Genomic DNA, 20,804 nt, shown 5'->3' on the forward strand with positions numbered 1-20,804 from the left:
CCAAAAAGTGTACGCCAGCAACTTGCTTATGCGGCTCGACGTGCCAGAAGGCCACACGGTGATCGCCAGCACCAGGGCAGTCAGGCGCAGCACGGGGTGGCGCAGGCACGCCTGTCCAGCCGCGGCAGTCCCGACACTGGCATGACAGTCCTAGCCCGCCTGCGGCCATTCCCTCACCAGACAGGAGGGCTCCTGGATCGGCTGGTGGCTCAAGGCACGCTGGCCGCCTGGCACCGGACCCAGGAGACCGATGAGGTGGTCTGGCAACTGCCTCCACAGCGCCCCCTCCCCCGGCCTGCCCTTGTGTGAAACAGGCCGCCGGGTCAGTGAAGACAGTTCACAGACATGCCCGGATGGAACAAGCAGCTCCGGATATCCGACCTGAGACTGCGATCCAGCGGGACCCCCACATATGTGTGTCTGCCCGGTGGCTGACGCCTGCGGGCGGCGGCAACGTGCAGTGCGCAGTGCGCCCGCGCCGTCGCGCACGTGGCGCATCGCACCGTACGGGCCGAGGGATGGTACGGAGCACTGAGCATCGATCTGCCATGGACCTCGTTCACAGTCACGCGGACATGTTCCGCGCAGGCGGCGGCCCCGCAGTCGTGGCAGACGGCGACGGCCGTGTGGTTGGTTCCCTGGATGCGGCCGTCAAGGCAGTGCATCAGCGGGCTTGCCCCGTGATGGTCAGTGCGGTCACGGTGAACTTCCTGCGCCAGGCCAGGGCCACGTAGACCAGGCCGATCAGGACGGGTACTTCGATGAGCGGGCCGACGACCCCGGACAGGGCCTGGCCCGACGTCACGCCGAAGGTGGCGATGGCGACCGCGATGGCCAGCTCGAAGTTGTTGCCCGCCGCGGTGAAGGCCAGCGTCGTAGTGCGGTCGTAGGCCAGGCCGAGGCCCTTGCCGAGCGCGAAGGTACCGAAGAACATCACCGCGAAGTAGACCAGAAGCGGCAGCGCGATCCGGGCGACGTCCAGCGGCTGGGAGGTGATGGTCTTGCCCTGCAGGGCGAACAGAATCACGATCGTGAACAGCAGCCCGTACAGCGCCCACGGGCCGATCTTCGGCAGGAATGCGCTCTCGTAGCTCTCGCGGCCGAGCTTCCTCTCGCCGATACGGCGGGTCAGGAACCCGGCCAGCAGCGGGACCCCGAGGAAGATGACCACGTTCAGGGCGATCTTCCACATCGAGATGTCCAGGTGCTCGCCGTCGTCCAGGCCCAGCCAGCCGGGCAGCAGGTCGAGGTAGAACCATCCCAGCAGACCGAACGTCAGGACCTGAAAGACGCTGTTGAGGGCCACCAGGACGGCGGCGGCCTCACGGTCGCCGCAGGCGAGGTCGTTCCAGATGATGACCATGGCAATGCAGCGGGCCAGGCCGACGATGACCAGGCCGGTGCGGTACTCCGGCAGGTCCGGCAGGAAAATCCACGCGAGCGCGAACATCACCGCAGGTCCCAGGACCCAGTTGATGACCAGCGAGGAGATCATCAGTTTGCGGTCGCCGGTGACGGCGTCGAGCTTGTCGTAGCGGACCTTGGCCAGGACCGGATACATCATGATCAGCAGGCCGAGCGCGATCGGCAGGGAGATGCCGCCGATCTCCACCTTCGCCAGCGCGTCGTTGAGTCCGGGGATCACCCGCCCGAGCCCGAGGCCGACGGCCATGGCGAGGAGGATCCACACGGCGAGACAGCGGTCGAGCGTGGAGAGCTTGGCGACGACGGACGCGTCCGTCGTCGCGGGCGCTTCGGTGCGGGTCACGGGCAGGCCCTCTTGTTGTCGGCGGCGGCACGGGCACGTTCAGCCAGGTCGGCGAACTGCCCGGCGAGCTGGGCGATGACGTCGGGGCGGAGCTTGTAGTAGGTCCAGCGCCCGCACGGCTCGGTCTCGACGACCCCGGCCTCGCGCAGGACTCTCAGGTGGTTGGAGAGGTTGGTCTGCCTGGCACCGGTCTCCTCGACGAGGTGGGTGGTGCACAGCGTCTCGCGGGCGAGCAGGGTCACGATCTGGAGCCTGAGCGGGTCGGCCAGCACCCGGATCAGGTCAGTGTCGACTGACGTCATCATGGGCTGATACTGTCACATCACCCGCCGCTGATATCAGCCAGGGCTGACCTATGGGCCCGTCGAAAGGGTCTTCTCATGTCTCCCGCTTCCACCCCCGCCCTGCCCGAGGAACGCCTGGCCGCCGGCGCGGCCCGCCTCTCCGTCCGGCACGCCGGCCGCTTCGCGGCCGAGACCGTGCAGGGCCTGCTCAACGACTCCCACCGGCGTCCGGCCCAGACCGCGTCGGTCACCACGCACCTGGTCCTGCCGGCCGAGCGACTGACTGCCGAGCGCCTCGACGCCCTCGCCCACGTCCAGGGCGCGCCGGTTTCCGGGCTGCCGCGCGTGCTGTTCGTCTGCAGCCGCAACGCCGACCGCTCCCAGCTCGCCGCCGCGCTCCTGCAGCAACGGGCGGCGGGCAAGGTCACCGTCTCCTCCGCGGGCACCCACCCGGGTCCTGAGATCGAGCCGCACGTCGCCCTGGTCCTCGCCGAAGCCGACGCCGATCCGGCCGGAGCGTTCCCCAAGTCGCTGACCGACGAAGTCGAGCGGGCCGCCGACATCGTCATCACCCTGGGATGCGGGGACGCCTGCCCCGTCATGCCTGGCCGCCGCCACCTGGACTGGCCCGTGGCCGATCCCGACGGCGCCCCGATCGCAGCCGTCCGCCGGATCCGTGACGACATCGACGCCCGCATCACCGACCTGCTCGCCAGTCTGCCGAGCATCTGAACCCCGCACCGCCTACACCACTTCGTGAAGGAAGAACGATGTCCTCCACCCCTCTCGCCTCCGTACTGTTCGTCTGCGTCCACAACGCCGGCCGCTCCCAGATGGCCGCCGGATACCTCAACCACCTCGCGGGCGGCCGGATCGAGGTCCGCTCCGCCGGATCCATCCCCGGCGACCAGATCAACCCCTCAGCCGTCGAGGCAATGAGGGAAGCCGGCATCGACATCGCCGACGCCGAGCCGAAGGCCCTCACCACCGAGGCAGTCCAGGCGTCCGACTACGTCATCACCATGGGCTGCGGCGACGCCTGTCCGATCTTCCCCGGCAAGAAGTACCTCGACTGGGCTCTTGAGGATCCGGCCGGCAAGGGCGTCGAGGCCGTCCGCCCGATCCGCGACGAGATCAAGACCCGCATCGAGGCCCTCATCGCCGAGATCGACGCCAAGCAGGAGGCGTGAACCCGATCGCTCCCGGCATCGGGTGCGCAGCCGTGACCTGGTGGACGGTCTCGTCGCGCAGGCGGAGCCGTACTCCCCGCGCTACCTCATGGGCCACCGGGCCGCGGAGCTGACGTACGACGCCGAGGGGGCTGCCCGTCGTCCGCAGCGACCAGGGGCGACAGTGCGGGCGAAGGCCAGGGCCATCGGCCTGGACTGTCAGCGGGCGACGACGCTGGCGTTCACCGCCGCGGGCAACAACTTCGAACTCGCCTTCGTCGTGGCCATCGCGACGTTCGGGGCGACGTCCGGGCAAGCCCTGGCCGGTGTCGTGGGCCCACTCATCGAGGTCCCGGTGCTGATCGGCCTGGTCGATGTCGCCCTCGCCGCCCGCCGTTACTCGCCCTGTTCCCAGCCCCCGTCAGCCCCTGTGGCTGCCGCCGAGGAAGGGCCCGCCCGTGTCTGAACCCGCCGCGAAGCCGTCCATACTGTTCGTGTGCGCGTGCCGCGGAAGCACTCCGAGTTCGTATCGCTGGAGGACGCCGGGTCCGTAGCGCTCAAGAACACCGGATCCGTCCCTGGCGGGCCGCGGCCCGCCAGGGACGGAGTGCCAGTTGTCCTGGGGATGCGGATCGCCAACACCCGCCACCATGCCAGAGGCTCATCGCGAAGCGGCGTGCCGACCTCGATCAGCCCAGTCCGCGCTGGTGACGGGTGGTGGATCAGGTAGATGACTGGTGGTGGAGGATCAGGTCGTGATGGTGGCAACGGCGTCCAGGCCGTAAGTGCGGGCGTAGCCGTTCTCGGTGCCTACGAGGAGGTCGACGACGGTGAAGTAGCGGTCCCAGAAGGGGGTTTCGCGCAGGGCGTCGATGAGGAGCTGGTAGGCATCGTGGTCATCGGCTTCCCAGACCCAGACGTCGGTGACGCGGGTGGAGTAGAACTCCGTGTCGTAGAAGCGCGAGCGGACGCCGGTGGTCTTGGCCCTGATCGCGGGGATGACCTGGGTGGTGAAGGCACGCACGCGCTCCTGCGGGGTCATGGCGAGCCACTCGGGTGTGGTCTTGATGAGCATGAACGCGGTGACCGGGGGCGCGGTTTTCTCAGTAACAGTGGTCATGACGGCTGCCTTACTTGAGGATCGCGGGCTTGAGAGTCTGGGCGCACCAGTCGTGGAAGGTGGTGGGGGTGCTGGTGGCCGGGGTGCGGGTGACGCCTGCGTCGAGGCCTTCGTTCTTGGCCCGCTTCATGTCGACGATGCCCTGGGCGAATGCCTTGTCGAGGCCGTAGCCGAGGAGGCTGGTGAGCAGGTCGTCCAGCGACTGGCGTTCGTAGCGGACGGGGCGGCCGAGTTGTCCGGTCATGATGCGGGCCAGGTCGTTCGGGGAGAGGTCCTGGGGGCCGAGGACCGGGACGCTGTCGCTGCCGGACCATGAGCGGTTCAGCAGCAGGTCGGCGGCGACGGCCGCGATGTCGGCGACGGCGACGAGAGGCGCCTGGCGGTCGGCGTCGACCGCGTCGGTGAAGACGCCTGTCTCGCGGATCGTGTCGGCGTCCTCCAGGAGGTTCTCGAAGAAGGACGGGTTGGCCAGGGCGCGATAGGCGACGCCTGTGTCGGTGAGGAGGTCGTCCATGGCGAAGGTGGCGGTGACGAGTCCGGCGCGGTCGGCGGCCGGGGTGCCGCGGCCGAGCGCGGAGACGCCGACGACATGGCCGACACCATGGGCGACGAGGGCCTCGGCGGCGGGACGGGTGAAGCCTCGGTAGGCGTCCTCGGGGGTCCGGGACGCGTCCGGGGGGACGAGCCAGAACACGGCGTCGGCGCCTTCGAAGGCGCGGCCGACGACCTCGGCGTCGCCGTGCGAGCCGGTGACCACCTCGACCTGGTCGCGGACCGCGTCGGGCAGTCGGGCCGGGTCCCGTACGACCACGCGCAGTCGTTCGTCGTGGGCGGGAGCGGAGTCCAGGAGCAGCGGCAGCAGGTGGCGGCCGATGTTCCCGGTGGGAGCGGTGATGACGATCATGGAAGCCTCGTGATTGTGGCGGATCGGGACGACCCCCATCCTGCGGAGGCCCGCCGTGTTGCCACAATGGGAACTTCGGCACAGGATCATTGCCTGGAATGGAATAACGCGCATGAGCAGCAGTAAGAGCACGAACAGCGGCGGCATGAGCAGCGGTGCGGAGCCGGTCATGGATGCCAATCTCGCCGTGGCATTGGACGCTTTGCTGGCCGAGGAGAGCGTCACTCGTGCCGCTGCCTGTCTGCACACGTCACCCGCCGCGATGAGCCGCACGCTCGCCCGGTTGCGGCGAATCCTGCAGGATCCCCTCCTGGTCCGCGCCGGGCAGGCCATGGTCCCTACCCCTCGTGCGCGGGCCCTGCGTGAGGAGACGGCCGCGGTAGTGCGGCGGCTGGGCGCGCTACTGGCTCCCGGAGCCGGTGTCGAGCCCGCCGACCTGCGCAGCACGTTCACCCTTCAGGTGGCCGACGTGGTCGGCGCGGCGCTGGCTCCGGGCATGTTGCGGCTGGCCGGCCAGGAGGCACCGGCGGTCTCGTTGCGGTTCCGGGCCGAGGAGTGGGAGGCCGGACCGGCGCTCCGTGAGGGTCGGATCGATCTGGAGGTCGGGGCCATCGACCATGTCGATCCCGAGACCCGTGTCGAGGAACTGGTCACCCTGCGGATGGCGGCGGCCGTCCGGGCCGGGCACCCGCTCACCGAGGGGGACTTGACGCCGGACCGGCTCGCGGCCGCCGACCACGTGGTGGTGAGCCGCCGGGGCCGGTTCACCGGCCCTTTGGACACCGCGCTGGCCGCACACGGCCTGCGTCGGCGAGTAGTTGTCGTCCTGCCCGGTCACCTGGCCGCGATGTCCCTGGCCGCGCGCAGCGACATCGTGTGCCTCATCCCGACGGCGCTCCCGGGCGCCGCCGCCTCGCCACTGACGGATGCCGCCTCCGCGCTGGGACTGCGCGTCCTCGACATCCCTCTGCCGTTGCCGCCGCTGACCATCGGCATGGCGTGGCATCCCCGTAATGCGGCCGATGGGGGACATCACTGGTTGCGGGAGGCTGTCCGCCGGACGTTGCGCGGGGCGGGTAGTTCTGCGGCGTGACGCCCCCCGTCCCGGTACGTCATGGAATCGGCGAGGCGATGAGCCGGCGTGTCAGCGAGGCGACGAAGCGGCAGCTGGGCGCACACGGTGGCTTCGGCGGCGAGGCCGGCCGGACTGTCCAGGATAGGGAAGGCGGCGCAGACTCGGGCGGCGACGTTCTCCTGGAGCAGCGTGTAGGCGTAGAGCGTGGCGGCGTCGAAGCTCTCCGGAGCTCGCCCCAGCCCTCCCGGTCCAGAAGCCGCAGGGGCGCCGCGGTGAGGTTCGCCCAGTGCAGGTCGGAGTGGGCGGCGGTCCGGCGGGCCGCGGCCGGGGCCGGGATCCCCAGGAACTCGGGGATCGCCCGGTCCATGTACTGCTGCCGTAAGGCGACGCGGTCTGTGTTGACGGCCGCCACCTTCTCCACCGTCCCGGCAAGGTCCTCCCACCAGGAGTCCGGCAGCTGAAGGTCATGCTGGAGGACCGGTTCGTCGGACAGGACCGGCTGGTCGACGCGGGCCGCTAGGGTCCGTCTTCAAACGGATCTTGCCCAGAGTAGGAATGACGCGAGACTGACCGCTGCTTCGTAGGAGGTGGCGGTCTTGTCGTATCTGGTGGCGATGCCGCGGAAGCCTTTGAGTTGGTTGAAGCAGCGCTCGACGGTGTTGCGCCGGCGGTAGATCTGCGGGTCGAATGCGGGTGGCCGACCTCCTCGGTGGCCGCGGTTGCAGCGGTGCCGCTTCCGGTCGGTCTTCTCCGGGACGGTGCAGGCAATTCCGCGTTTGCGCGTGAGCTGTAGGCCTTGTCGGCGACGACCTGGTCGGGCCGGCAACGGGCTCTGCCACGTCCGACGCGCGGGACGCGAATGCGTTCCAGGAGGGGACGCGCGCAGATGCTGTCGTGGCGTTGGCCGGGTGTCGGCAGGACCGCCAGGGGCCTGCCGCGGCCGTCGCAGGCGAGATGGATTTCGGTGCTCAGTCCGCCTCGGGATCGGCCGAGGGCGTGATCGTCCGGTTCGTCCGGCCGGTGGATCCTCTTCCGGTCGGTGGCGGCGGCGTGCTGGTGGGCGCGGACGATGGTGGAGTCGATCTGGACGAGCCAGTCGATGTCGCCGACCTCGTCCGCGCCGGCCTGGATCCGCTGGAGTGCCCGGGTGAACACGCCGTTCAACGCGTAACGGCGAAAGCGGGTGTAAACGGTCTGCCACGGCCCGTAGCGTTCCGGCAGGTCACACCAGGAGACCCCGGTCCGGATCTTGTAGACCATCCCGTTGATGACCTGCCGGTCCGGCACTCGCGGACGACCCGTTGCGGCACGCGGTATGAGCGGAGCGAGTAACTCCCAGTCCAGATCGGTGGGTTCATGGCGGCGTATCACTCGAACATGATCCACTATCCGATGATCTTTGAAGACGGACCCTAGTGCTGGGTCGGCTCCGGCAGTTCGGAGGTGACGGCGCGGATGGCGTTCCGGAACCAGCGCTGCCCCAGGTCGCCGTCGAGCCGGGGGTGCCAGGCCATCAGGTAGCCCAGTGGGCGGATTTCCTCGGGAGCGGGCAGGATTCGGATGCCGGGGTCCGGGCGTTGCTGCGCGAGTAGCCGCGCGGGCAGTGTGAGGATCAGCCGGGTGCCTGGGACCGAGCGCAGGGCCAGCGAATGGTAGGGGACGGTCAGTCCGGCCCGGCGGTGCTCTCCGAGGTCTTCCAGGCGTTGCTCGATCGCGGTCTGACGCTCGCCGATGGTGCCGACGATGACATGGGTGGAGCCCAGGTACTCCTCCAGGGCGATCGCCGGACGCTCGGCGAGCGGGTGGTCGGCGGAGAGTACGCAGACGAACCGGTCGTCGAGGAGATGTTCGGTGTGCAGGGCGGGGAGTGGTGTTGATCTGGCGAAGAACACCAGGTCGACGACCCCCCGGTCGAGGTCCTCGTAGATGGCGTCGTGCCAGGTGCGGAAGTGCAGTGTGGAGCGCGGCGACTCCCGGAGCACACGCTGGAAGACCGCGGGCGCGAACACCTGGGTGAAGTCGGTCCCCGCGACCCGGAAGGTCTCGGCGGCCTCGGCGGGGTCGAACCCCTCCGGAGCGAACAGGCTTTCCAGCCGCGGCAGGACTGCCCGCAGCTGACGCTGGACGCGCTCGGCCCGCGGGGTGAGCCGGTACCCGCCCGGCGTGCGCACCAGCAGCTCGTCGCCGAGGGTGTCCCGCAGCCGCTGCAGGGCCCGGCTCATCGCAGGCTGGCTCATTCCGGCGACTTCGGCGGCGCGCGAGACATGCCGCTCCTCCAGCAGCGCGGCCAGCGGGGCCAGCAGATTGAGGTCGACCCGTTCGATATGCGCCATCTGAATAATCTATATCTCGATGATGCATTGGACAAATAATTGCAGGCGGCGGAGGGTTGATCCAGTCGACGGGCGGACCGCCCGCGAACCAGCACAGTGCCAGGCGTCCGTCCGGACGCCGGATCAGGAGCAGTGATGAACGGCGCGGTATCGCGGCACGGATCCAACCGGCCCAGGACGGCTGTGGTGACCGGCGGCTCGGGCGGAATCGGGGGCGCGGTCGCGCGCCGGCTGGCCGCGGACGGCATGGCAGTCGTCGTCCACTACGCGGGCAGCGCGACGAAGGCCGAGGCGGTCGTCGAGTCGGTCATAGCAGCCGGCGGCACGGCGGTGGCCCTGCCTGGCGACGTCGCCGAGCCGACGGAGATGACCGGGCTCTTCGACGCCGTGGAAGAACGTTTCGGCGGCGTCGACGTGGTCGTCAACACCGCGGGGATCATGCTCCTGGCCCCGCTCGCCGAGATGGAGCTGGAAGCCTTCGACCGGATGCACCGGGTCAACGTCCGCGGGACCTTCGTGGTCTCCCGGCTCGCGGCCCGCAGGCTGCGCCCCGGCGGCGCGCTGATCAACTTCTCCACCTCGGTGACCCGGCTCCAGCAGCCCGGCTACGGCGGCTACGCGGCGACCAAGGGCGCGGTCGAGGCCATGACCCTGAACCTGGCACGCGAACTGCGTGGCCGGGACGTCACCGTCAACGCGGTGGCCCCCGGGCCGACCGCGACACCGCTTTTCGCCGAGGGCAAGAGCGAGGAGCTGATCGCCCGGTCGCCGCCGCCGTACCCCTGGAGCGGCTCGGCGCACCCGAGGACATCGCCGAGGCCGTCGCCTTCCTGTCCGGGTCCGCCGGCCGCTGGATCAACGGCCAGGTGCTGTACAGCAACGGCGGCATCGCCTGACCCTCTCCACCACTTCCGCCTCTCTTCTTCGTCTCCGTTCCTCCCCTTCGCCCCTCCGATAGGAGACCACCATGTCGACTGTGCTCATCACGGGTGCCGCCACCGGTATCGGCAACCTCACGGCGCGAGCCCTGGCCCGGGCCGGTCACCGCGTCTACGCCTCGATGCGGGCCCCCGGCGGCCGCAACGGCGCCCGCGCCGAGGAACTGCACCGCCTGGCCACGGCCGAACACCTCGACCTGTACGTGGTCGAACTTGACGTCACCTCGCAGGAGTCCGCCGACCGCGCGGTGGCGGCCGTGCTCGAGAACGCGGGAGCGCTCGACGTCGTCATCCACAACGCCGGGCACCTGGTCACCGGCTACGTCGAGGCGTTCACCGCCGAGGAGATCGCCCACCTGGTCGACGTCAACACCCTCGGCGTCCAACGGCTCAACCGCGCCGCGCTGCCGCACCTGCGCGGGCAGGGGGGCGGCACCCTCCTCTACGTGGGCAGCACCATCCCGGTGACCACACCGCCGTTCCTCGGTCCGTACGTGGTGTCGAAGGCGGCGATGGACGCGCTGGCCCTGGTGACCTCCTACGAGGTGGCCCCGCTCGGCATCGAGACGGTGATCGTCATGCCGGGAGCCTTCACCCACGGCACCGACCACTTTCCCAACGCAGGACGGCCCGCGGACGCCGCCGGTGTCAGCGCCGGCTACCGGGCCCTGGACCCGCTGGTCGCTCGCAACGAACAGGCCACGGAAGGCCTGTTCGCCCCGGGCATGCAGGCAGACCCCTCGGTCGTCGCCAAGGAGATCACCAGGATCCTGTCCCTGCCCTTCGGCGAGCGCCCTTTCCGCAGCGTGGTGGACCTGACCAACTCCCTGGTCGAGCAGGCCAACTCCGCGGTGCTAGAGGCTCGCACGGACTTCGTGCGGCGCATGGGCTTCGAGGATGTCCTGCACGTCACCCGGGCGTAGGCCGCCCCCGCACCCGTTCCGTCACCGATCGCATCACCTCCCCTCGCAAGGAAACGACGACATGACCCGCAGTCAGCTGGACTCCGTCTCCGACCTCTTGCTGAAGTCGCCGCTGGACCTGGGCGGCGACGTGGCGAAGATGCGCCGCGTCTTCGACGAGATACTCGGCGCCGCGCCGCTGCCCGGCGACGTCCGCACCCGGATCACCGACCTGGGCGGGGTGCCCGCCGTCGAGGTGCGCGCCGGCGCCGCCGCGCCGACGGCCGCCACCGTGCTGTACTTCCACGGCGGCGCCTATGCGATCGGCTCCGCCGCCGCCAGCGTCGGCCTGGTCTCCGAGATCGCCCGGCGGACCGCGGCCACCGCGCTGTCCGTCGACTACCGGCTCGCCCCCGAACATCCCTTCCCGGCCGCGGTGGACGACGCGCTGGCCGCCTACCGGGCGCTGCTCGACCGAGGCGTCCCGGCCGGCTCGACCGCGGTCACCGGCGAGTCGGCCGGCGGCGGCCTCGCCCTCGCCCTGCTGCTGGCGATCCGGGACGCGGGACTGCCGCAGCCGTCGTCCGCGACCGTCCTGTCCCCATGGACGGACCTCACCCAGTCCGGCGGCACCATGACCACCCGGGCCGACGCGGATCCGGCGCTCACCCGCCGGGCCCTTCAGACCAGGGCCGCCGACTACCTCGCCGGGGCGGATCCACGCACCCCGCTGGCCAGCCCGCTCCATGCCGATCTGCGCGGACTGCCACCGCTGCTGATCCAGGCCGGCGGCCGGGAGATCCTGCTCGACGACGCCCTGCGGCTGGCCGCGCGGGCCGCCCACGCCGACGTCCCGGTCACCCTGCGGACCTTCCCCGGAGCGCCGCACGTCTTCCAGGGCTTCGCCCCGCTCGTCGACGAGCCGGCGCAGGCCCTCGACCAGGTCGCCGCCTTCATCAACGGCCATATCCAGCCGGAGGGACGTCCGTGAAAGCCGTACGCTTCCACCGCTACGGAGACATCGACGTGCTCGGCGTCGAGGACGTCGAACCGCGTCCACTGGGCCCACGCGACGTGCTGGTACAGGTGCGGGCCGCCGGGATCAACCCGGGCGAGGCCAAGATCCGTACCGGTGCCCTGCACGAGAGGTTCCCCGCGACGTTCCCCTCCGGACAGGGCAGCGACCTCGCCGGCACCGTCGCCGCGACCGGGGCCGCAGTGACCGGCTGGGCGCCCGGGGACCCGGTCCTCGGCTGGTCCTGGGAGCGGTCCAGCCACGCCGAGTACGTCGTCGTCCCGCACGACCAGCTCGTCCGCAAGCCCGACGGGCTCCCCTGGACCGCCGCAGGCGCCCTCTACGTCGCGGGCAGTACCGCCTGGGCAGGAGTCACCGCTGTCGACCCGGGGGCCGGCAAGACGGTCGTGGTCAGCGGGGCCACCGGCGGAGTCGGCACCATCGCCGTCCAACTCCTGCGCCTGCGCAGGGCGCACGTGGTCGCGATCGCCTCCCCGCGGCACCGGGACTGGCTGGAGTCCCAGGGCGCCACCCTCGTCCACTACGGGAGTGGAGTCACCGAACGCCTCCGCCGGGCGATTGAGGGCGACGGGGCCGGCACGGCGCACGCCTTCCTCGACTTCCACGGCGGCGACTACCCGCGGATCGCGCTCTCCCTGGGGGTGCTGCCCCGCAAGGTCAACACGCTCGACCACGGCGTCGCCGCCGCGCTCGGCGCCCGGGCACAGGGCAGTGCCGAGGGCACCAGCCGGGCGGTGCTGACCGAGTTGGCCGAGCTGACGGCGGCCGGCCGAATCGAGGTGCCGATCAGCCGGACCCACCCGCTGGGAGAGGTCCGGGCGGCCTTCACCCACCTGGAACACGACCACCCTCTGGGCAAGGTCGTCCTCCTCCCCAATGTCGTCCCCAGCAGCATGGAGAGCAACGGCGCTCGAACTGAGCGCAGGTGACGCCGACTCGGGCGGGTGCGGAGCCCTCAATGAGGGCCCAGTACCTACTCCGCGGCGGCTCCGGCGAGCAACCCTCAGCATCACGCAACCCCGCGGCGGTGTCGGGGTCCGAGTAGGAGCTGACCAGGAATCCGGTATTGCTGTCGGAAGTTGTGACAGACCGTGATCCGAGCCGTCAGGTCGTCTTCCCCGGGTTCCCGCCTGCCGTCAAACGATCGTTCGACGACAGGCGGCCGACGCATCCAATGAACCCGTGCACTCCAGGGGTTCGCGGCGGCCCGAATCCAATCAGATCCGATGGTGATTGCTGACAGCGTTTGATGACAGATAGTGTCCGATCCTCCGTACGGAAGGGGCCTCTCGATGGCGAACCTGGTCTACAGGCGGGTCTCGACGGACCAGCAGTCGACCGCCCGGCAGAACCTCGTCCTGGACGAGGCCGGGATCGAAGACCCCCTCCCGTCCGAGGAGGCAGCCGGCACCAGCCGCCTCCACCCGCCCCAGCGCCCGAAGTTCCGCGAACTGCTCACCTACGCGCGGCCCGGCGACACCGTGCACATCTCAACTTTGACCGATTGCCACCGAGCTCTGTCAGCCTGCAAGCGGGCTCTCAAGGGGCACCGCAAATAGGTGAGTTCTCCGGGGCCTTGTTCCAGGTCTCTCGAAGGTCGACCATGTGCACTCCGAGCGGTGCAGGTTTCCATGTAGAGGGGGCCAGCGCTCCCCCACCGGTACGCACCCAACTCCTGCCTTCTGGGTCCTGGAACTCCAACCATAGCGACGGCAGCTCTTCGTCGGTGATCTGCACCGATGGCAACTGAATGCGCAAGCTGGCACGCAGGGAGTCAGTGGGGATCTTGATCTGCTTGCACGGCTCCAGCGAACGCAAATCCCACCAAAGATGCCTTCCTGACAGGAGGAGGCGCATTTTCGCTGGGCGCGGGTTGCCGTTCATCACGACTACCGCGGACGGAGTTCGGTAGAAGTCGACCTGTTCAGCGAAGGCTTTCTGGCTCAGTTCAGCGGCTCGCTTCTCCTCCCTGTCGGCGCGCTGCTCCGCTCTGACCCCCAGAATCAGCCCCGCGAGTGCGGCAATGACGGTGATCACCGCGCCCGCTCCCCTGCCGATCTCCACCCATGTGGGCGCGGGCACTGTGGGGTCAGCATGGGCGTCGCCGCTGGAGGAGCTTGCCTGATGTTGAGGTGTCCGGTCCGCAGGGGCATCACCGTCGGAACCAGTCGCAGAACTGGGATCGCCGCCGTCGGGCACAGGCTGCCCCCCGCTACTCGCTTCAGCCATGCACCTTAGATTACAAGCGCGGTGCCCGTCCTGATCTTCCTGCTCAACACCGAAGACTGCCGGTCCACTTTGAGTGACAAACGGTCAAAGTTCACTGAGCTCTTTCAGCGTTGCCGCTCCAGGGTGAGGACGGCCGCGGCGATTGACGTCATGCGATTCGGGCTGCACCGGGAGCTACGGAGGATGCGCCAGGACTTCAGTCGTGCCACGCCTCGTTCGACCGGTGCCCGTGCTGCGGACAACGCACGGTTGACGGTTTGCTGCGTCGGCGTGAGCTCGCCGCCCGGCGGGCGCCTGAGGGAAGTCGTCACCCACGATCCGGCTCCCCTGCAGGCCCGGTCGGCGAGGATTGGGACGCCCTGGCGCTCACGGATACGGATGATCCGATGGGTGCGGGCCGACGTCAGGTCGTGGGCGCGGCCGGGCAGTGCAGGCGACAGCCACAGCAGCCGCCTCGCCGGGTCGGTCACCACCTGTACGTTCACTCCATGCCGACGGTGCTTGTGGGAGTAGTCGGCCCGGCTGTCGCCGACCCGGTCGCACTCGGCAAGGGTGCCGTCCAGCAGGACGTAGTCCGGGTCGGCTTCGCGCGGTGCGCGCAGCAGGCCGGGCGCGCGGTCGGCGAGCAGACCGATCACTGCGGACGTGTAGGCGTGGGCGGTGCCGACGGAGATACCGAAGCCGGCGGCAAGCTGCGCGAGAGTGTCGTGCCGGCGCAGGTACACCAGACCGATCAGAGCGCGCTGGTGCGGTGGGAGTTTGCGGCGGCGGTCACCCTCGCGGGTGACGATGAGCATGGTGACCCACTCGACCAGGGCATGGGGCAGGTCGAGTGCGGCAGGATAGACAACGAACAAGGCTCCCGCGCTGGCGAGCTGAGACGCCGAACACCTCGCTCACCGGCACGGGAGCCTTGTCCGTTGCGGACGCCTACTTCGTCACCCGATCAGTGACCACGCTGAAAGACCTCAGTGAAGAGACCGCGGCGAGACTCTCCGCCGTGTCGGGCAGCCAGGATGAGCTGAACGTCACGCTGGTGGAACCCGAGCTGGGTGGTGGAAGTCGGCGTCGACGTCGCCCGCGACGCCTCCGGCCGGTGGCGGCATCCCGCACGCTGGCACCGTGCCCCGACCTCTCTCCCGCCTGACGTCACCGCCGGCTCGGCACCGGAACACTTCTCACAATCGGTCCTGCGACCTGCGCGTTCGGGCAGCACCTTGAGAAGCAGGAAGTGAGCCGTCGGCCGCCGTTGCTGACCGGGATGACGGTTGCGCTCGCCCGTATTCGTTGTCGGTCGATTCGGCCCTACCTGCACCTGTCCCGGCAGGGGTGACGTATCGGGGTCCTGGCAACCTGAACTCGTAGACCCGGGTTCAGGCTCCGGTGCGATAGCGGGTGAGCATGAGGGCGACGGCTTCGTCCACGATCGTGGTGTCGGTGGGGTCGGGCGGAACGAAGTCGGTGCGTACGAGCTGGGGCCACAGGAGCTGGCCGCAGATCATGCCGAGGAACTGTTCGGCCACGGCGGACGCCGGCTGTGGCTGTCCGTCGGCCGAACGGAAGTCGAGTGTGCCGGCGTGTGCTTCGGCCTCCAGGTAGTCGCGGAGCCGGTCGAAGAAGGGGCCGCGGTCGATGGCGAAGCCGGTGCCGACGATGTCGGCGAGTTCCGGCATCTGCGGAAGCTCGGTGATGATCAGGCGGCACAGCGCCGCCGTGCCGGGCCGCGAGACCAGACAGGCGTAGTCGCGGCCGATGTGGTCCAGACCGTACCGGGGATCACCGGCCGGGGGCGGTGCGGCGTACTGCACATCCAGCTGCCACTGCTCGGAGGTGACGGCCGCGAACAACGCGGCTTTGGAGGGGTACCGCTTGAAGAGGGTGCCGGTGGAGACGCTGGCCTCCCTGGCGATCTGAGCCAGGGAGGTCTTGTCGTATCCCCGGGCGAGGAAGAGGTCGCGGGCGGCGCGGATGATGCGCGCGCGGTTCTCCGCTTTGATCTGCGCGTGATACCCGGCCTGGCACGTATCGCCACCGGTCTCCGCTCGGTCCGCCACCGACATACCCACGCCCCTCGCCCGTCTCCCAGCCGCACCCTCGCTGTCAGAGAACGGTCTGGCCGCCGTCCAGGATAAGGTCCTGGCCCACGGCGAAGGCGGAGACGTCGGAGGCCAGGTACACGACGGCTTCCGCGACCTCCTCGGGCATGCCCATGCGGCCCAGCGGGATGCCGGCGCTGATCCCTTCCAGGACCGCCGCCTGCACCGCGGGGTCCTCGATCCCGAGCTTGGCGTACAGCGGGGTGTTCACCGGGCCGGGGCTGACCGCGTTGAACCGGATACCGTGCGATGTGAGCAGGTCCGCGTTCCACGACCGCATCAGGGAGCCGACGGCCGCCTTCGTCGCGGCGTAGGCGTTCGACTGCCCGTAACCGCCGTGCGCGCTGTTGGACGCGTTGAGGACGACCGATGACGGGTTGGCCAGCACGGGCACCAGGGCCTGCGTGAGAAAGAAGACGCTCTTGACGTTGATGTCGAAGAGCCGGTCGTAGCTGTCCTCCGTGTGGTCCTCGAACGGCCGCCAGTCCGAGACGCCCGCGTTCAGGAACGCCACGTCCAGCTCCCCGAAGTGCTCACGCACCCGCTCCGCCAGGCCGCGCTGCGCATCGAGATCGCGCGCATCGGCCTGCACCACCGGCACCTTGTCCCCGAGGACCTGCCGCGCCTTCTCGATGCTGGCCGGGGTGACCCCCGTGACCAGTACATCGGCCCCCTCCGCGACAAATCGCTGCGCGGTCTCCAGACCGATCCCACTCGTGCCGCCGGTGACGAGGGCGCGCTTGCCCGCAAGACGATTCATGTTCATTGTTCCTTGCCGAGGCGTTAGGTAAGTCGATGGACTCAACTTGGGAAGGTAGCTCCCGCGGCAGCCGTAAGGCAAGTCGCTCCACTTACCATTTCGCCTGGAGCGGTTCGGCGACCCTGCGCACCCAGCAAAGGGCTCGCCGTCCGCGGGGAAGCTCGCGGTGCTCATCGTGCGCCGGGGCGGTCGCGTCGCGGCAGTCGCCCGGCGACCAGGTCGTAGGAATCCTCGACCGCGTCGGTGACCAGGCGCTTGGTGATGCCGAGTCCCGGCCCCAGGGAGATCCAGTGCCGTTTGTCGAGGTAGCGGCCCGGGGTGATCGAGGCGTGGCCGCGTTCTTGTGCGCGGGCGTGTTCGGGTTCGCACTTGACCGTGATGATCTGCTCGTCCGGGTCGTCGGTGACGATCAGGAACACCTTGCCCGCGACCTTGTACACGTCGAGTCCCGGGGTGAAGGGGTATCCGTGGCTGACGCCGGGGAGGGCCAGGGCCGCCTGGCGGGCGGTGTCCTGGAGCCGGTCACCGGCCGCGCTCACCGGGCCGCCCGCGTTCCGGTGCCGTAGGTGCGCGGGTCGACGGGCCGCCCGGCCCTGGGCAGGTGGGCGACGACGAGCAGATAGGAGTCCGTGACGAGCTCCCTGACGAGCTCCTCGTCGACGCCTTCTCCGCTCTCCAGGGTGATCCAGTGCTTCTTGTTCATGTGGTAGCCGGGGGTGATGTGGCTGTACTGCTCCCGCAGGGCGTGGGCGTCGCCGGGGTCCGCCTTGAGGATCACGACGGGACGCCCGGGGACGTCGGTCATCAGCATGAACACCTTGCCGCGCACCTTGAAGACCTCCCAGTCCGGGCCGAAGGGATGCTCCAGCGCTGTTCCGGGAAGTTCCTCCGCGCAGTCGGCGGCGGTCTTGTGCAAGGCCGATCCGTTCACGGGGCGTTGCCTTTCTCAGGTGGTGACGGGGTGCGGCATCGAAGGACGCGGAGGGCACGCCACGCGGTCGCCGCGGCACGTCCCATCCTTCCGTCGAAACCGACGGGAAAGGCGGTAGGCTGCGGACACGTGATGGTCGGTAAGCGACACCCAGGGCCGGGCGGACAGGCCGGCCCGGCTGCGGTTCCGCTGTACGGTTTCCAGCCCCCGGTCGGTACCCCGTACGGCCTCGAGGTGAGTACCGTCGAGGACTTCTTCGCCCAGCACGACGACTGGCCGTGGAACCCGCCCCGGCCGGGCCGTGCCACCTTCCACTACCTCATCGCCGTCACCGAGGGTGAACTGCGGCACGACGTCGACCACATCACGCGGACCGTCGCTCCCGGCCAGTGGCTGTGGGTGCGTCCCGGGCACGCGCAGTGCTGGCATCCGCCCGACGCCGCCCGCGGCCCGTTCATCCTGTTCGAACCAGAGGTGCTGCGGCCCGATCTCGCCCGTCTCCTGGCCCCACTCACCACGCACGAGGCCCCTGCCGTGCTCAGCCCGCACGCCGACGACGCCGCCTGGCTCCGGCTGACGGCACTCCAGCTCCTGGACGAACACCGCGCACTCGGGCGCCGCCCCCTCCCCGTCCACCACGCCCTGCGGCGCAGCCTGCTCGAATCGCTGCTGCTGCGCCTGGCCAACTCCCCGGGCATCGCCCCCACCGCCACAGCCACGACCACGGCCGGCACCGGCCGCGCCGACAGATACGGACGCTTCCTGGACGCCTTGGAAATGCACTTTCGCGAACTGCACCAGGCCGCGGACTACGCCGAGTTGCTCGACTGCTCGGTCCGCACCCTCAGCCGCGCCGCCCGGGACGCCACCGGCAAGGGGGTACGCGAACTCATCGACGAGCGGCGCCTCCTGGAAGCCCGGCGCCTGCTGGGAGCTGCCCGGTGGGATGCCCAGGCGGTGGCCGCCCATCTCGGCTTCACCGACCCCGCGAACTTCGGCCGCTTCTTCCGCGACCGCACCGGCCTCACCCCGGCCACCTTCGCCGCCCGCGCAGCGAGGACCGACGCGTGACGGAAACAAGGCGGAGGCCCCGTGCCCGTGGGAGGCGATGACCCCCGTCGCGGTCCGCGTGAACGCCCGATGGGCGCACTGGTGGAGTGTCGGTGTTCGAGAGCTGCAGTGTTCGCCCCCAGGGCAGCGCCAAGTCGGCGCCCACCTTGCTCCAGTGAACAGCCCACCCTCTCCACGGAGCCTGGAGCCTGCTTACGGGCAGACGCGGGCGTCGTTCGGGGAATGTTCGGGCAGGGCTGCCGCGGGTTCCGGGGACGTCAGCGCGCCCGTGGGAAAAGCTGCTCGACAGCGGTCACTACTGCGGCGCGGCGGGCGGCGGTGGTGGGGTCCACGGCGTGTGCGGCGGCGGCCTCGCTGAGTTCGGGTTGCGAAGCCCAGGTCATGGCGATCTGGTTGACCAGGGCGAGGACGTCGGCCGGGTCCCAGGCGGGGGCGAGCTGTCCGGCCTGTTGCACCTGGCGGAGCTGGTCGATTTTGCGGGCGAGCACTGCCTGGGCGGGATCGTCGGCAACGGCTGTGGTGCCCGGCAGTTCGAGGCGGCCCCAGGCGATCAGGCGGTAGTGGTCCGGACGGGCGACGAAGTAGTCGAACAGGCGGCCCGCGTAGCCAGGGAGGTCGGACGGGTCCATCTGGGTGGCCTCGGCGATGACGACGTACTCCCGTGCGGCGACGTCGGCATAGAGCGCGTCTTTGCTGCGGAAGTAGGCGTAGACGCGTTCTTTGCTGGTCCTGGCGAGCTTGGCGATGCGGTCCACGCGGGCGCCGGCGATGCCATGGCGGGCGAACTCCTCCATGGCAGCGGTAAGGACGCGCTCGCGCGTGTCGCCGGCGGCTACGGACGCTGCGGTCCGGCCGGAGTCGCGGGACTGGGGCATGGCCCCAGGATAGAGCACCAAACCGTTTGGTTTGGCATCGCGGGTGCTCGGGCGTACAGTCAAACGGAACAGTTCGGTTTGACCTCTGGGGGTGAAGCCGGCGAACCACTCAGGGAGTGAACTCATGCAGCACCGCAATCTGGGCTCTCAGGGTCTGCGCGTCTCGGCGCTCGGCCTGGGGATCATGGGCATGTCCATGGCCTATGGCGCCTCGAACGACGACGAGGGCATCGCGACCATCCGCCGCGCCCACGAACTCGGGATCGACTTCTTCGACACCGCCGAGCTGTACGGCGCCGGTACCGGCAGCAACGAGATCCTCCTGGGCAAGGCGGTCAAAGACTTCCGCGACGAGGTGGTCCTTGCCACCAAGTTCGGCTTCGACATGACCGCCCCAGCGATCAGCCCTGCCTTCGACAGCCACCCGGAAAACATCCGCAAGGTCGCCGAGAACAGCCTGCGCTACCTGCAGAGCGACCACATCGACCTCTTCTACCAGCACATCTCCGACCCCGACATTCCGGTCGAGGAGGTCGCCGGCGTGGTCGGCGAACTCATCAGCGAAGGCAAGGTGAAGTACTTCGGTCTGAGCAACGTCGGCCCCCAATACATCCGCCGCGCCCACGCCGTCACCCCGGTCTCCGTGCTCCAGTACGAGTACTCGCTCTTCGAGCGGGAGGTCGAGGAGAAGATCCTTCCCGTCCTGCGGGAACTCGGCATCGGCCTGGTGCCCTACTCCCCGCTCGGCCGCGGATTCCTCACCGGCCAGGTCAAGCCCGCGAGCGAGTACGCCGCGGACGACATGCGCAGCTGGGACGAGCGCTGGCAGGGCGAGAACTACACGTACAACCTGCACGCCACCGAACAGCTCAAGGATCTGGCCGGCACCAGGGGCATCACCACCGCCCAACTCGCGCTGGCCTGGCTGCTCGCCCAGGGCGAGGACGTCGCGCCCATTCCCGGCACCCGCAGCACCAAGCGCCTCGAGGAGAACGCGGGCGTCGCCGACATCCAGCTCTCCGCAGCCGATCTGGCCCGCATCACGGAGATCCTTCCCCACGGCTCGGCAGGCAGCCGCCTCCCGGCCGCCGTACTGTCCAGCTTCACCACAGACTGACCGCGCCGACACAGGCGATGAACAGATCGGGGAGGATCTCTTCCACCGACTCCCCGGCTGCTTTGCCGCTCAGTCCTTCTCGGCGCTCCTTGCGGGTGGTGGGGGTGTCAGCCGGCGAGGTCGACGCCGCTCGGGATCGGCTTCCTCGCTGGAGGCGGCCTTCGGTGATGGCGTGCAGCTGGGCCGTGGGCGGCTG

The 20,804-nt window shown here is 69.6% G+C and carries 21 protein-coding genes and 3 pseudogenes; 11 read left to right on the forward strand and 13 right to left on the reverse strand.

Translation table 11 applies throughout. The annotated features are described in order from the left end of the window. Positions 1-664: 664 nt before the first annotated feature. Positions 665-1,768 carry an ACR3 family arsenite efflux transporter gene (arsB, locus tag OG440_RS00780; protein WP_406004863.1) on the reverse strand — a complete coding sequence of 368 codons (1,104 nt, stop codon included), beginning with the start codon at positions 1,766-1,768 and terminating at the stop codon, positions 665-667. After that, positions 1,765-2,073 carry an ArsR/SmtB family transcription factor gene (locus tag OG440_RS00785; protein ID WP_406004864.1) on the reverse strand — a complete coding sequence of 103 codons (309 nt, stop codon included), beginning with the start codon at positions 2,071-2,073 and terminating at the stop codon, positions 1,765-1,767. Before OG440_RS00785 ends, arsB begins: the two co-directional genes overlap by 4 nt. A gap of 75 nt (positions 2,074-2,148) precedes the next feature. Between OG440_RS00785 and OG440_RS00790 the strand changes: the two genes are divergently transcribed. The 3 genes and pseudogenes from OG440_RS00790 to OG440_RS00800 all read left to right on the forward strand — a co-directional run. Further along, positions 2,149-2,784 carry a low molecular weight phosphatase family protein gene (locus OG440_RS00790; protein WP_406004865.1) on the forward strand — a complete coding sequence of 212 codons (636 nt, stop codon included), beginning with the start codon at positions 2,149-2,151 and terminating at the stop codon, positions 2,782-2,784. 38 nt (positions 2,785-2,822) lie between these two features. After that, positions 2,823-3,242 carry an arsenate reductase ArsC gene (locus OG440_RS00795; RefSeq protein ID WP_406004866.1) on the forward strand — a complete coding sequence of 140 codons (420 nt, stop codon included), beginning with the start codon at positions 2,823-2,825 and terminating at the stop codon, positions 3,240-3,242. A 169-nt stretch (positions 3,243-3,411) separates the two neighbouring features. After that, positions 3,412-3,687: pseudogene (locus OG440_RS00800) on the forward strand (arsenic resistance protein); the annotation flags it as partial. A 282-nt stretch (positions 3,688-3,969) separates the two neighbouring features. Here the strand turns inward: OG440_RS00800 and OG440_RS00805 are convergent. Both OG440_RS00805 and OG440_RS00810 read right to left on the reverse strand, forming a co-directional pair. After that, positions 3,970-4,341 carry a darcynin family protein gene (locus tag OG440_RS00805; RefSeq protein ID WP_406004867.1) on the reverse strand — a complete coding sequence of 124 codons (372 nt, stop codon included), beginning with the start codon at positions 4,339-4,341 and terminating at the stop codon, positions 3,970-3,972. 10 nt (positions 4,342-4,351) lie between these two features. After that, on the reverse strand, positions 4,352-5,245 hold the full coding sequence (locus tag OG440_RS00810; RefSeq protein ID WP_406004868.1) for an NAD(P)H-binding protein: 894 nt from the start codon (positions 5,243-5,245) through the stop codon (positions 4,352-4,354). 112 nt (positions 5,246-5,357) lie between these two features. Here OG440_RS00810 and OG440_RS00815 point away from each other — a divergent pair, with 112 nt between their 5' ends. Then, on the forward strand, positions 5,358-6,338 hold the full coding sequence (locus OG440_RS00815) for a LysR family transcriptional regulator (RefSeq protein WP_406004869.1): 981 nt from the start codon (positions 5,358-5,360) through the stop codon (positions 6,336-6,338). 511 nt (positions 6,339-6,849) lie between these two features. Here the strand turns inward: OG440_RS00815 and OG440_RS00820 are convergent. Beyond that, a pseudogene (locus tag OG440_RS00820) lies at positions 6,850-7,691 on the reverse strand (IS5 family transposase). A gap of 41 nt (positions 7,692-7,732) precedes the next feature. Then, the gene (locus OG440_RS00825; protein ID WP_406004870.1) at positions 7,733-8,653 is read right to left on the reverse strand and encodes a LysR family transcriptional regulator; all 921 of its coding nucleotides are present in this window, start codon (positions 8,651-8,653) and stop codon (positions 7,733-7,735) included. Between the two features lie 135 nt (positions 8,654-8,788). Here OG440_RS00825 and OG440_RS00830 point away from each other — a divergent pair. The 5 genes and pseudogenes from OG440_RS00830 (at position 8,789) to OG440_RS00850 (ending at position 13,088) form a co-directional block, all read left to right on the forward strand. Continuing rightward, positions 8,789-9,549, forward strand: a pseudogene (locus OG440_RS00830) (SDR family oxidoreductase). A gap of 71 nt (positions 9,550-9,620) precedes the next feature. Beyond that, positions 9,621-10,514 (forward strand): SDR family oxidoreductase, encoded by an 894-nt coding sequence (locus tag OG440_RS00835; RefSeq protein WP_406004871.1) that lies wholly within the window; start codon positions 9,621-9,623, stop codon positions 10,512-10,514. Between the two features lie 61 nt (positions 10,515-10,575). Continuing rightward, positions 10,576-11,484 carry an alpha/beta hydrolase gene (locus OG440_RS00840; protein WP_406004872.1) on the forward strand — a complete coding sequence of 303 codons (909 nt, stop codon included), beginning with the start codon at positions 10,576-10,578 and terminating at the stop codon, positions 11,482-11,484. Then, positions 11,481-12,458 carry an NADP-dependent oxidoreductase gene (locus OG440_RS00845; protein WP_406004873.1) on the forward strand — a complete coding sequence of 326 codons (978 nt, stop codon included), beginning with the start codon at positions 11,481-11,483 and terminating at the stop codon, positions 12,456-12,458. The genes OG440_RS00840 and OG440_RS00845 overlap by 4 nt, the downstream gene beginning before the upstream one ends. A gap of 363 nt (positions 12,459-12,821) precedes the next feature. Continuing rightward, positions 12,822-13,088 carry a recombinase family protein gene (locus OG440_RS00850; RefSeq protein WP_406004874.1) on the forward strand — a complete coding sequence of 89 codons (267 nt, stop codon included), beginning with the start codon at positions 12,822-12,824 and terminating at the stop codon, positions 13,086-13,088. Here OG440_RS00850 and OG440_RS00855 read toward each other — a convergent pair. The 6 genes from OG440_RS00855 to OG440_RS00880 all read right to left on the reverse strand — a co-directional run bounded on the left by OG440_RS00855 (position 13,069) and on the right by OG440_RS00880 (position 17,545). Further along, positions 13,069-13,566 (reverse strand): hypothetical protein, encoded by a 498-nt coding sequence (locus tag OG440_RS00855; RefSeq protein WP_406004875.1) that lies wholly within the window; start codon positions 13,564-13,566, stop codon positions 13,069-13,071. The two genes, OG440_RS00850 and OG440_RS00855, sit on opposite strands and share 20 nt — an antisense overlap. A 296-nt stretch (positions 13,567-13,862) precedes the next feature. Then, the gene (locus OG440_RS00860; protein WP_406011210.1) at positions 13,863-14,555 is read right to left on the reverse strand and encodes a transposase family protein; all 693 of its coding nucleotides are present in this window, start codon (positions 14,553-14,555) and stop codon (positions 13,863-13,865) included. Positions 14,556-15,131: 576 nt separating this feature from the next. Beyond that, a complete protein-coding gene (locus OG440_RS00865; protein ID WP_406004876.1) occupies positions 15,132-15,818 on the reverse strand; it encodes a TetR/AcrR family transcriptional regulator in 687 nt (228 codons plus the stop codon). A gap of 40 nt (positions 15,819-15,858) precedes the next feature. Then, on the reverse strand, positions 15,859-16,614 hold the full coding sequence (locus OG440_RS00870) for an SDR family oxidoreductase (RefSeq protein WP_406004877.1): 756 nt from the start codon (positions 16,612-16,614) through the stop codon (positions 15,859-15,861). A gap of 170 nt (positions 16,615-16,784) precedes the next feature. Beyond that, a complete protein-coding gene (locus tag OG440_RS00875; protein WP_406004878.1) occupies positions 16,785-17,153 on the reverse strand; it encodes an MmcQ/YjbR family DNA-binding protein in 369 nt (122 codons plus the stop codon). After that, a complete protein-coding gene (locus OG440_RS00880; protein WP_406004879.1) occupies positions 17,150-17,545 on the reverse strand; it encodes an MmcQ/YjbR family DNA-binding protein in 396 nt (131 codons plus the stop codon). The genes OG440_RS00875 and OG440_RS00880 overlap by 4 nt, the downstream gene beginning before the upstream one ends. A 234-nt stretch (positions 17,546-17,779) precedes the next feature. Here OG440_RS00880 and OG440_RS00885 point away from each other — a divergent pair, with 234 nt between their 5' ends. Then, positions 17,780-18,616: a helix-turn-helix domain-containing protein gene (locus OG440_RS00885; RefSeq protein ID WP_406004880.1), complete on the forward strand. Its 837-nt coding sequence runs from the start codon at positions 17,780-17,782 to the stop codon at positions 18,614-18,616. A 257-nt stretch (positions 18,617-18,873) separates the two neighbouring features. On the opposite strand, the gene OG440_RS00890 is transcribed toward OG440_RS00885, so the two are convergent. Beyond that, entirely contained in the window at positions 18,874-19,491 is a 618-nt protein-coding gene (locus OG440_RS00890; protein WP_406004881.1) for a TetR family transcriptional regulator, read from the reverse strand. Between the two features lie 124 nt (positions 19,492-19,615). Between OG440_RS00890 and OG440_RS00895 the strand changes: the two genes are divergently transcribed. After that, on the forward strand, positions 19,616-20,608 hold the full coding sequence (locus OG440_RS00895; protein WP_406004882.1) for an aldo/keto reductase: 993 nt from the start codon (positions 19,616-19,618) through the stop codon (positions 20,606-20,608). Positions 20,609-20,804 lie beyond the last annotated feature (196 nt).

The organism is Streptomyces sp. NBC_00637 (assembly GCF_045161545.1).
In the GTDB taxonomy this organism is placed as follows: Bacteria; Actinomycetota; Actinomycetes; order Streptomycetales; family Streptomycetaceae; genus Streptomyces.

Coding starts and splice junctions, on each gene's coding strand:
- OG440_RS00785 (WP_406004864.1), bottom strand. CDS start 2,073: ATGATGACGTCAGTCGACACTGACCTGATCCGGGTGCTGGCCGACCCG.
- OG440_RS00790 (WP_406004865.1), top strand. CDS start 2,149: ATGTCTCCCGCTTCCACCCCCGCCCTGCCCGAGGAACGCCTGGCCGCC.
- OG440_RS00795 (WP_406004866.1), top strand. CDS start 2,823: ATGTCCTCCACCCCTCTCGCCTCCGTACTGTTCGTCTGCGTCCACAAC.
- OG440_RS00805 (WP_406004867.1), bottom strand. CDS start 4,341: ATGACCACTGTTACTGAGAAAACCGCGCCCCCGGTCACCGCGTTCATG.
- OG440_RS00810 (WP_406004868.1), bottom strand. CDS start 5,245: ATGATCGTCATCACCGCTCCCACCGGGAACATCGGCCGCCACCTGCTG.
- OG440_RS00815 (WP_406004869.1), top strand. CDS start 5,358: ATGAGCAGCAGTAAGAGCACGAACAGCGGCGGCATGAGCAGCGGTGCG.
- OG440_RS00825 (WP_406004870.1), bottom strand. CDS start 8,653: ATGGCGCATATCGAACGGGTCGACCTCAATCTGCTGGCCCCGCTGGCC.
- OG440_RS00835 (WP_406004871.1), top strand. CDS start 9,621: ATGTCGACTGTGCTCATCACGGGTGCCGCCACCGGTATCGGCAACCTC.
- OG440_RS00840 (WP_406004872.1), top strand. CDS start 10,576: ATGACCCGCAGTCAGCTGGACTCCGTCTCCGACCTCTTGCTGAAGTCG.
- OG440_RS00850 (WP_406004874.1), top strand. CDS start 12,822: ATGGCGAACCTGGTCTACAGGCGGGTCTCGACGGACCAGCAGTCGACC.
- OG440_RS00860 (WP_406011210.1), bottom strand. CDS start 14,555: ATGCTCATCGTCACCCGCGAGGGTGACCGCCGCCGCAAACTCCCACCG.
- OG440_RS00865 (WP_406004876.1), bottom strand. CDS start 15,818: ATGTCGGTGGCGGACCGAGCGGAGACCGGTGGCGATACGTGCCAGGCC.
- OG440_RS00870 (WP_406004877.1), bottom strand. CDS start 16,614: ATGAATCGTCTTGCGGGCAAGCGCGCCCTCGTCACCGGCGGCACGAGT.
- OG440_RS00890 (WP_406004881.1), bottom strand. CDS start 19,491: ATGCCCCAGTCCCGCGACTCCGGCCGGACCGCAGCGTCCGTAGCCGCC.
- OG440_RS00895 (WP_406004882.1), top strand. CDS start 19,616: ATGCAGCACCGCAATCTGGGCTCTCAGGGTCTGCGCGTCTCGGCGCTC.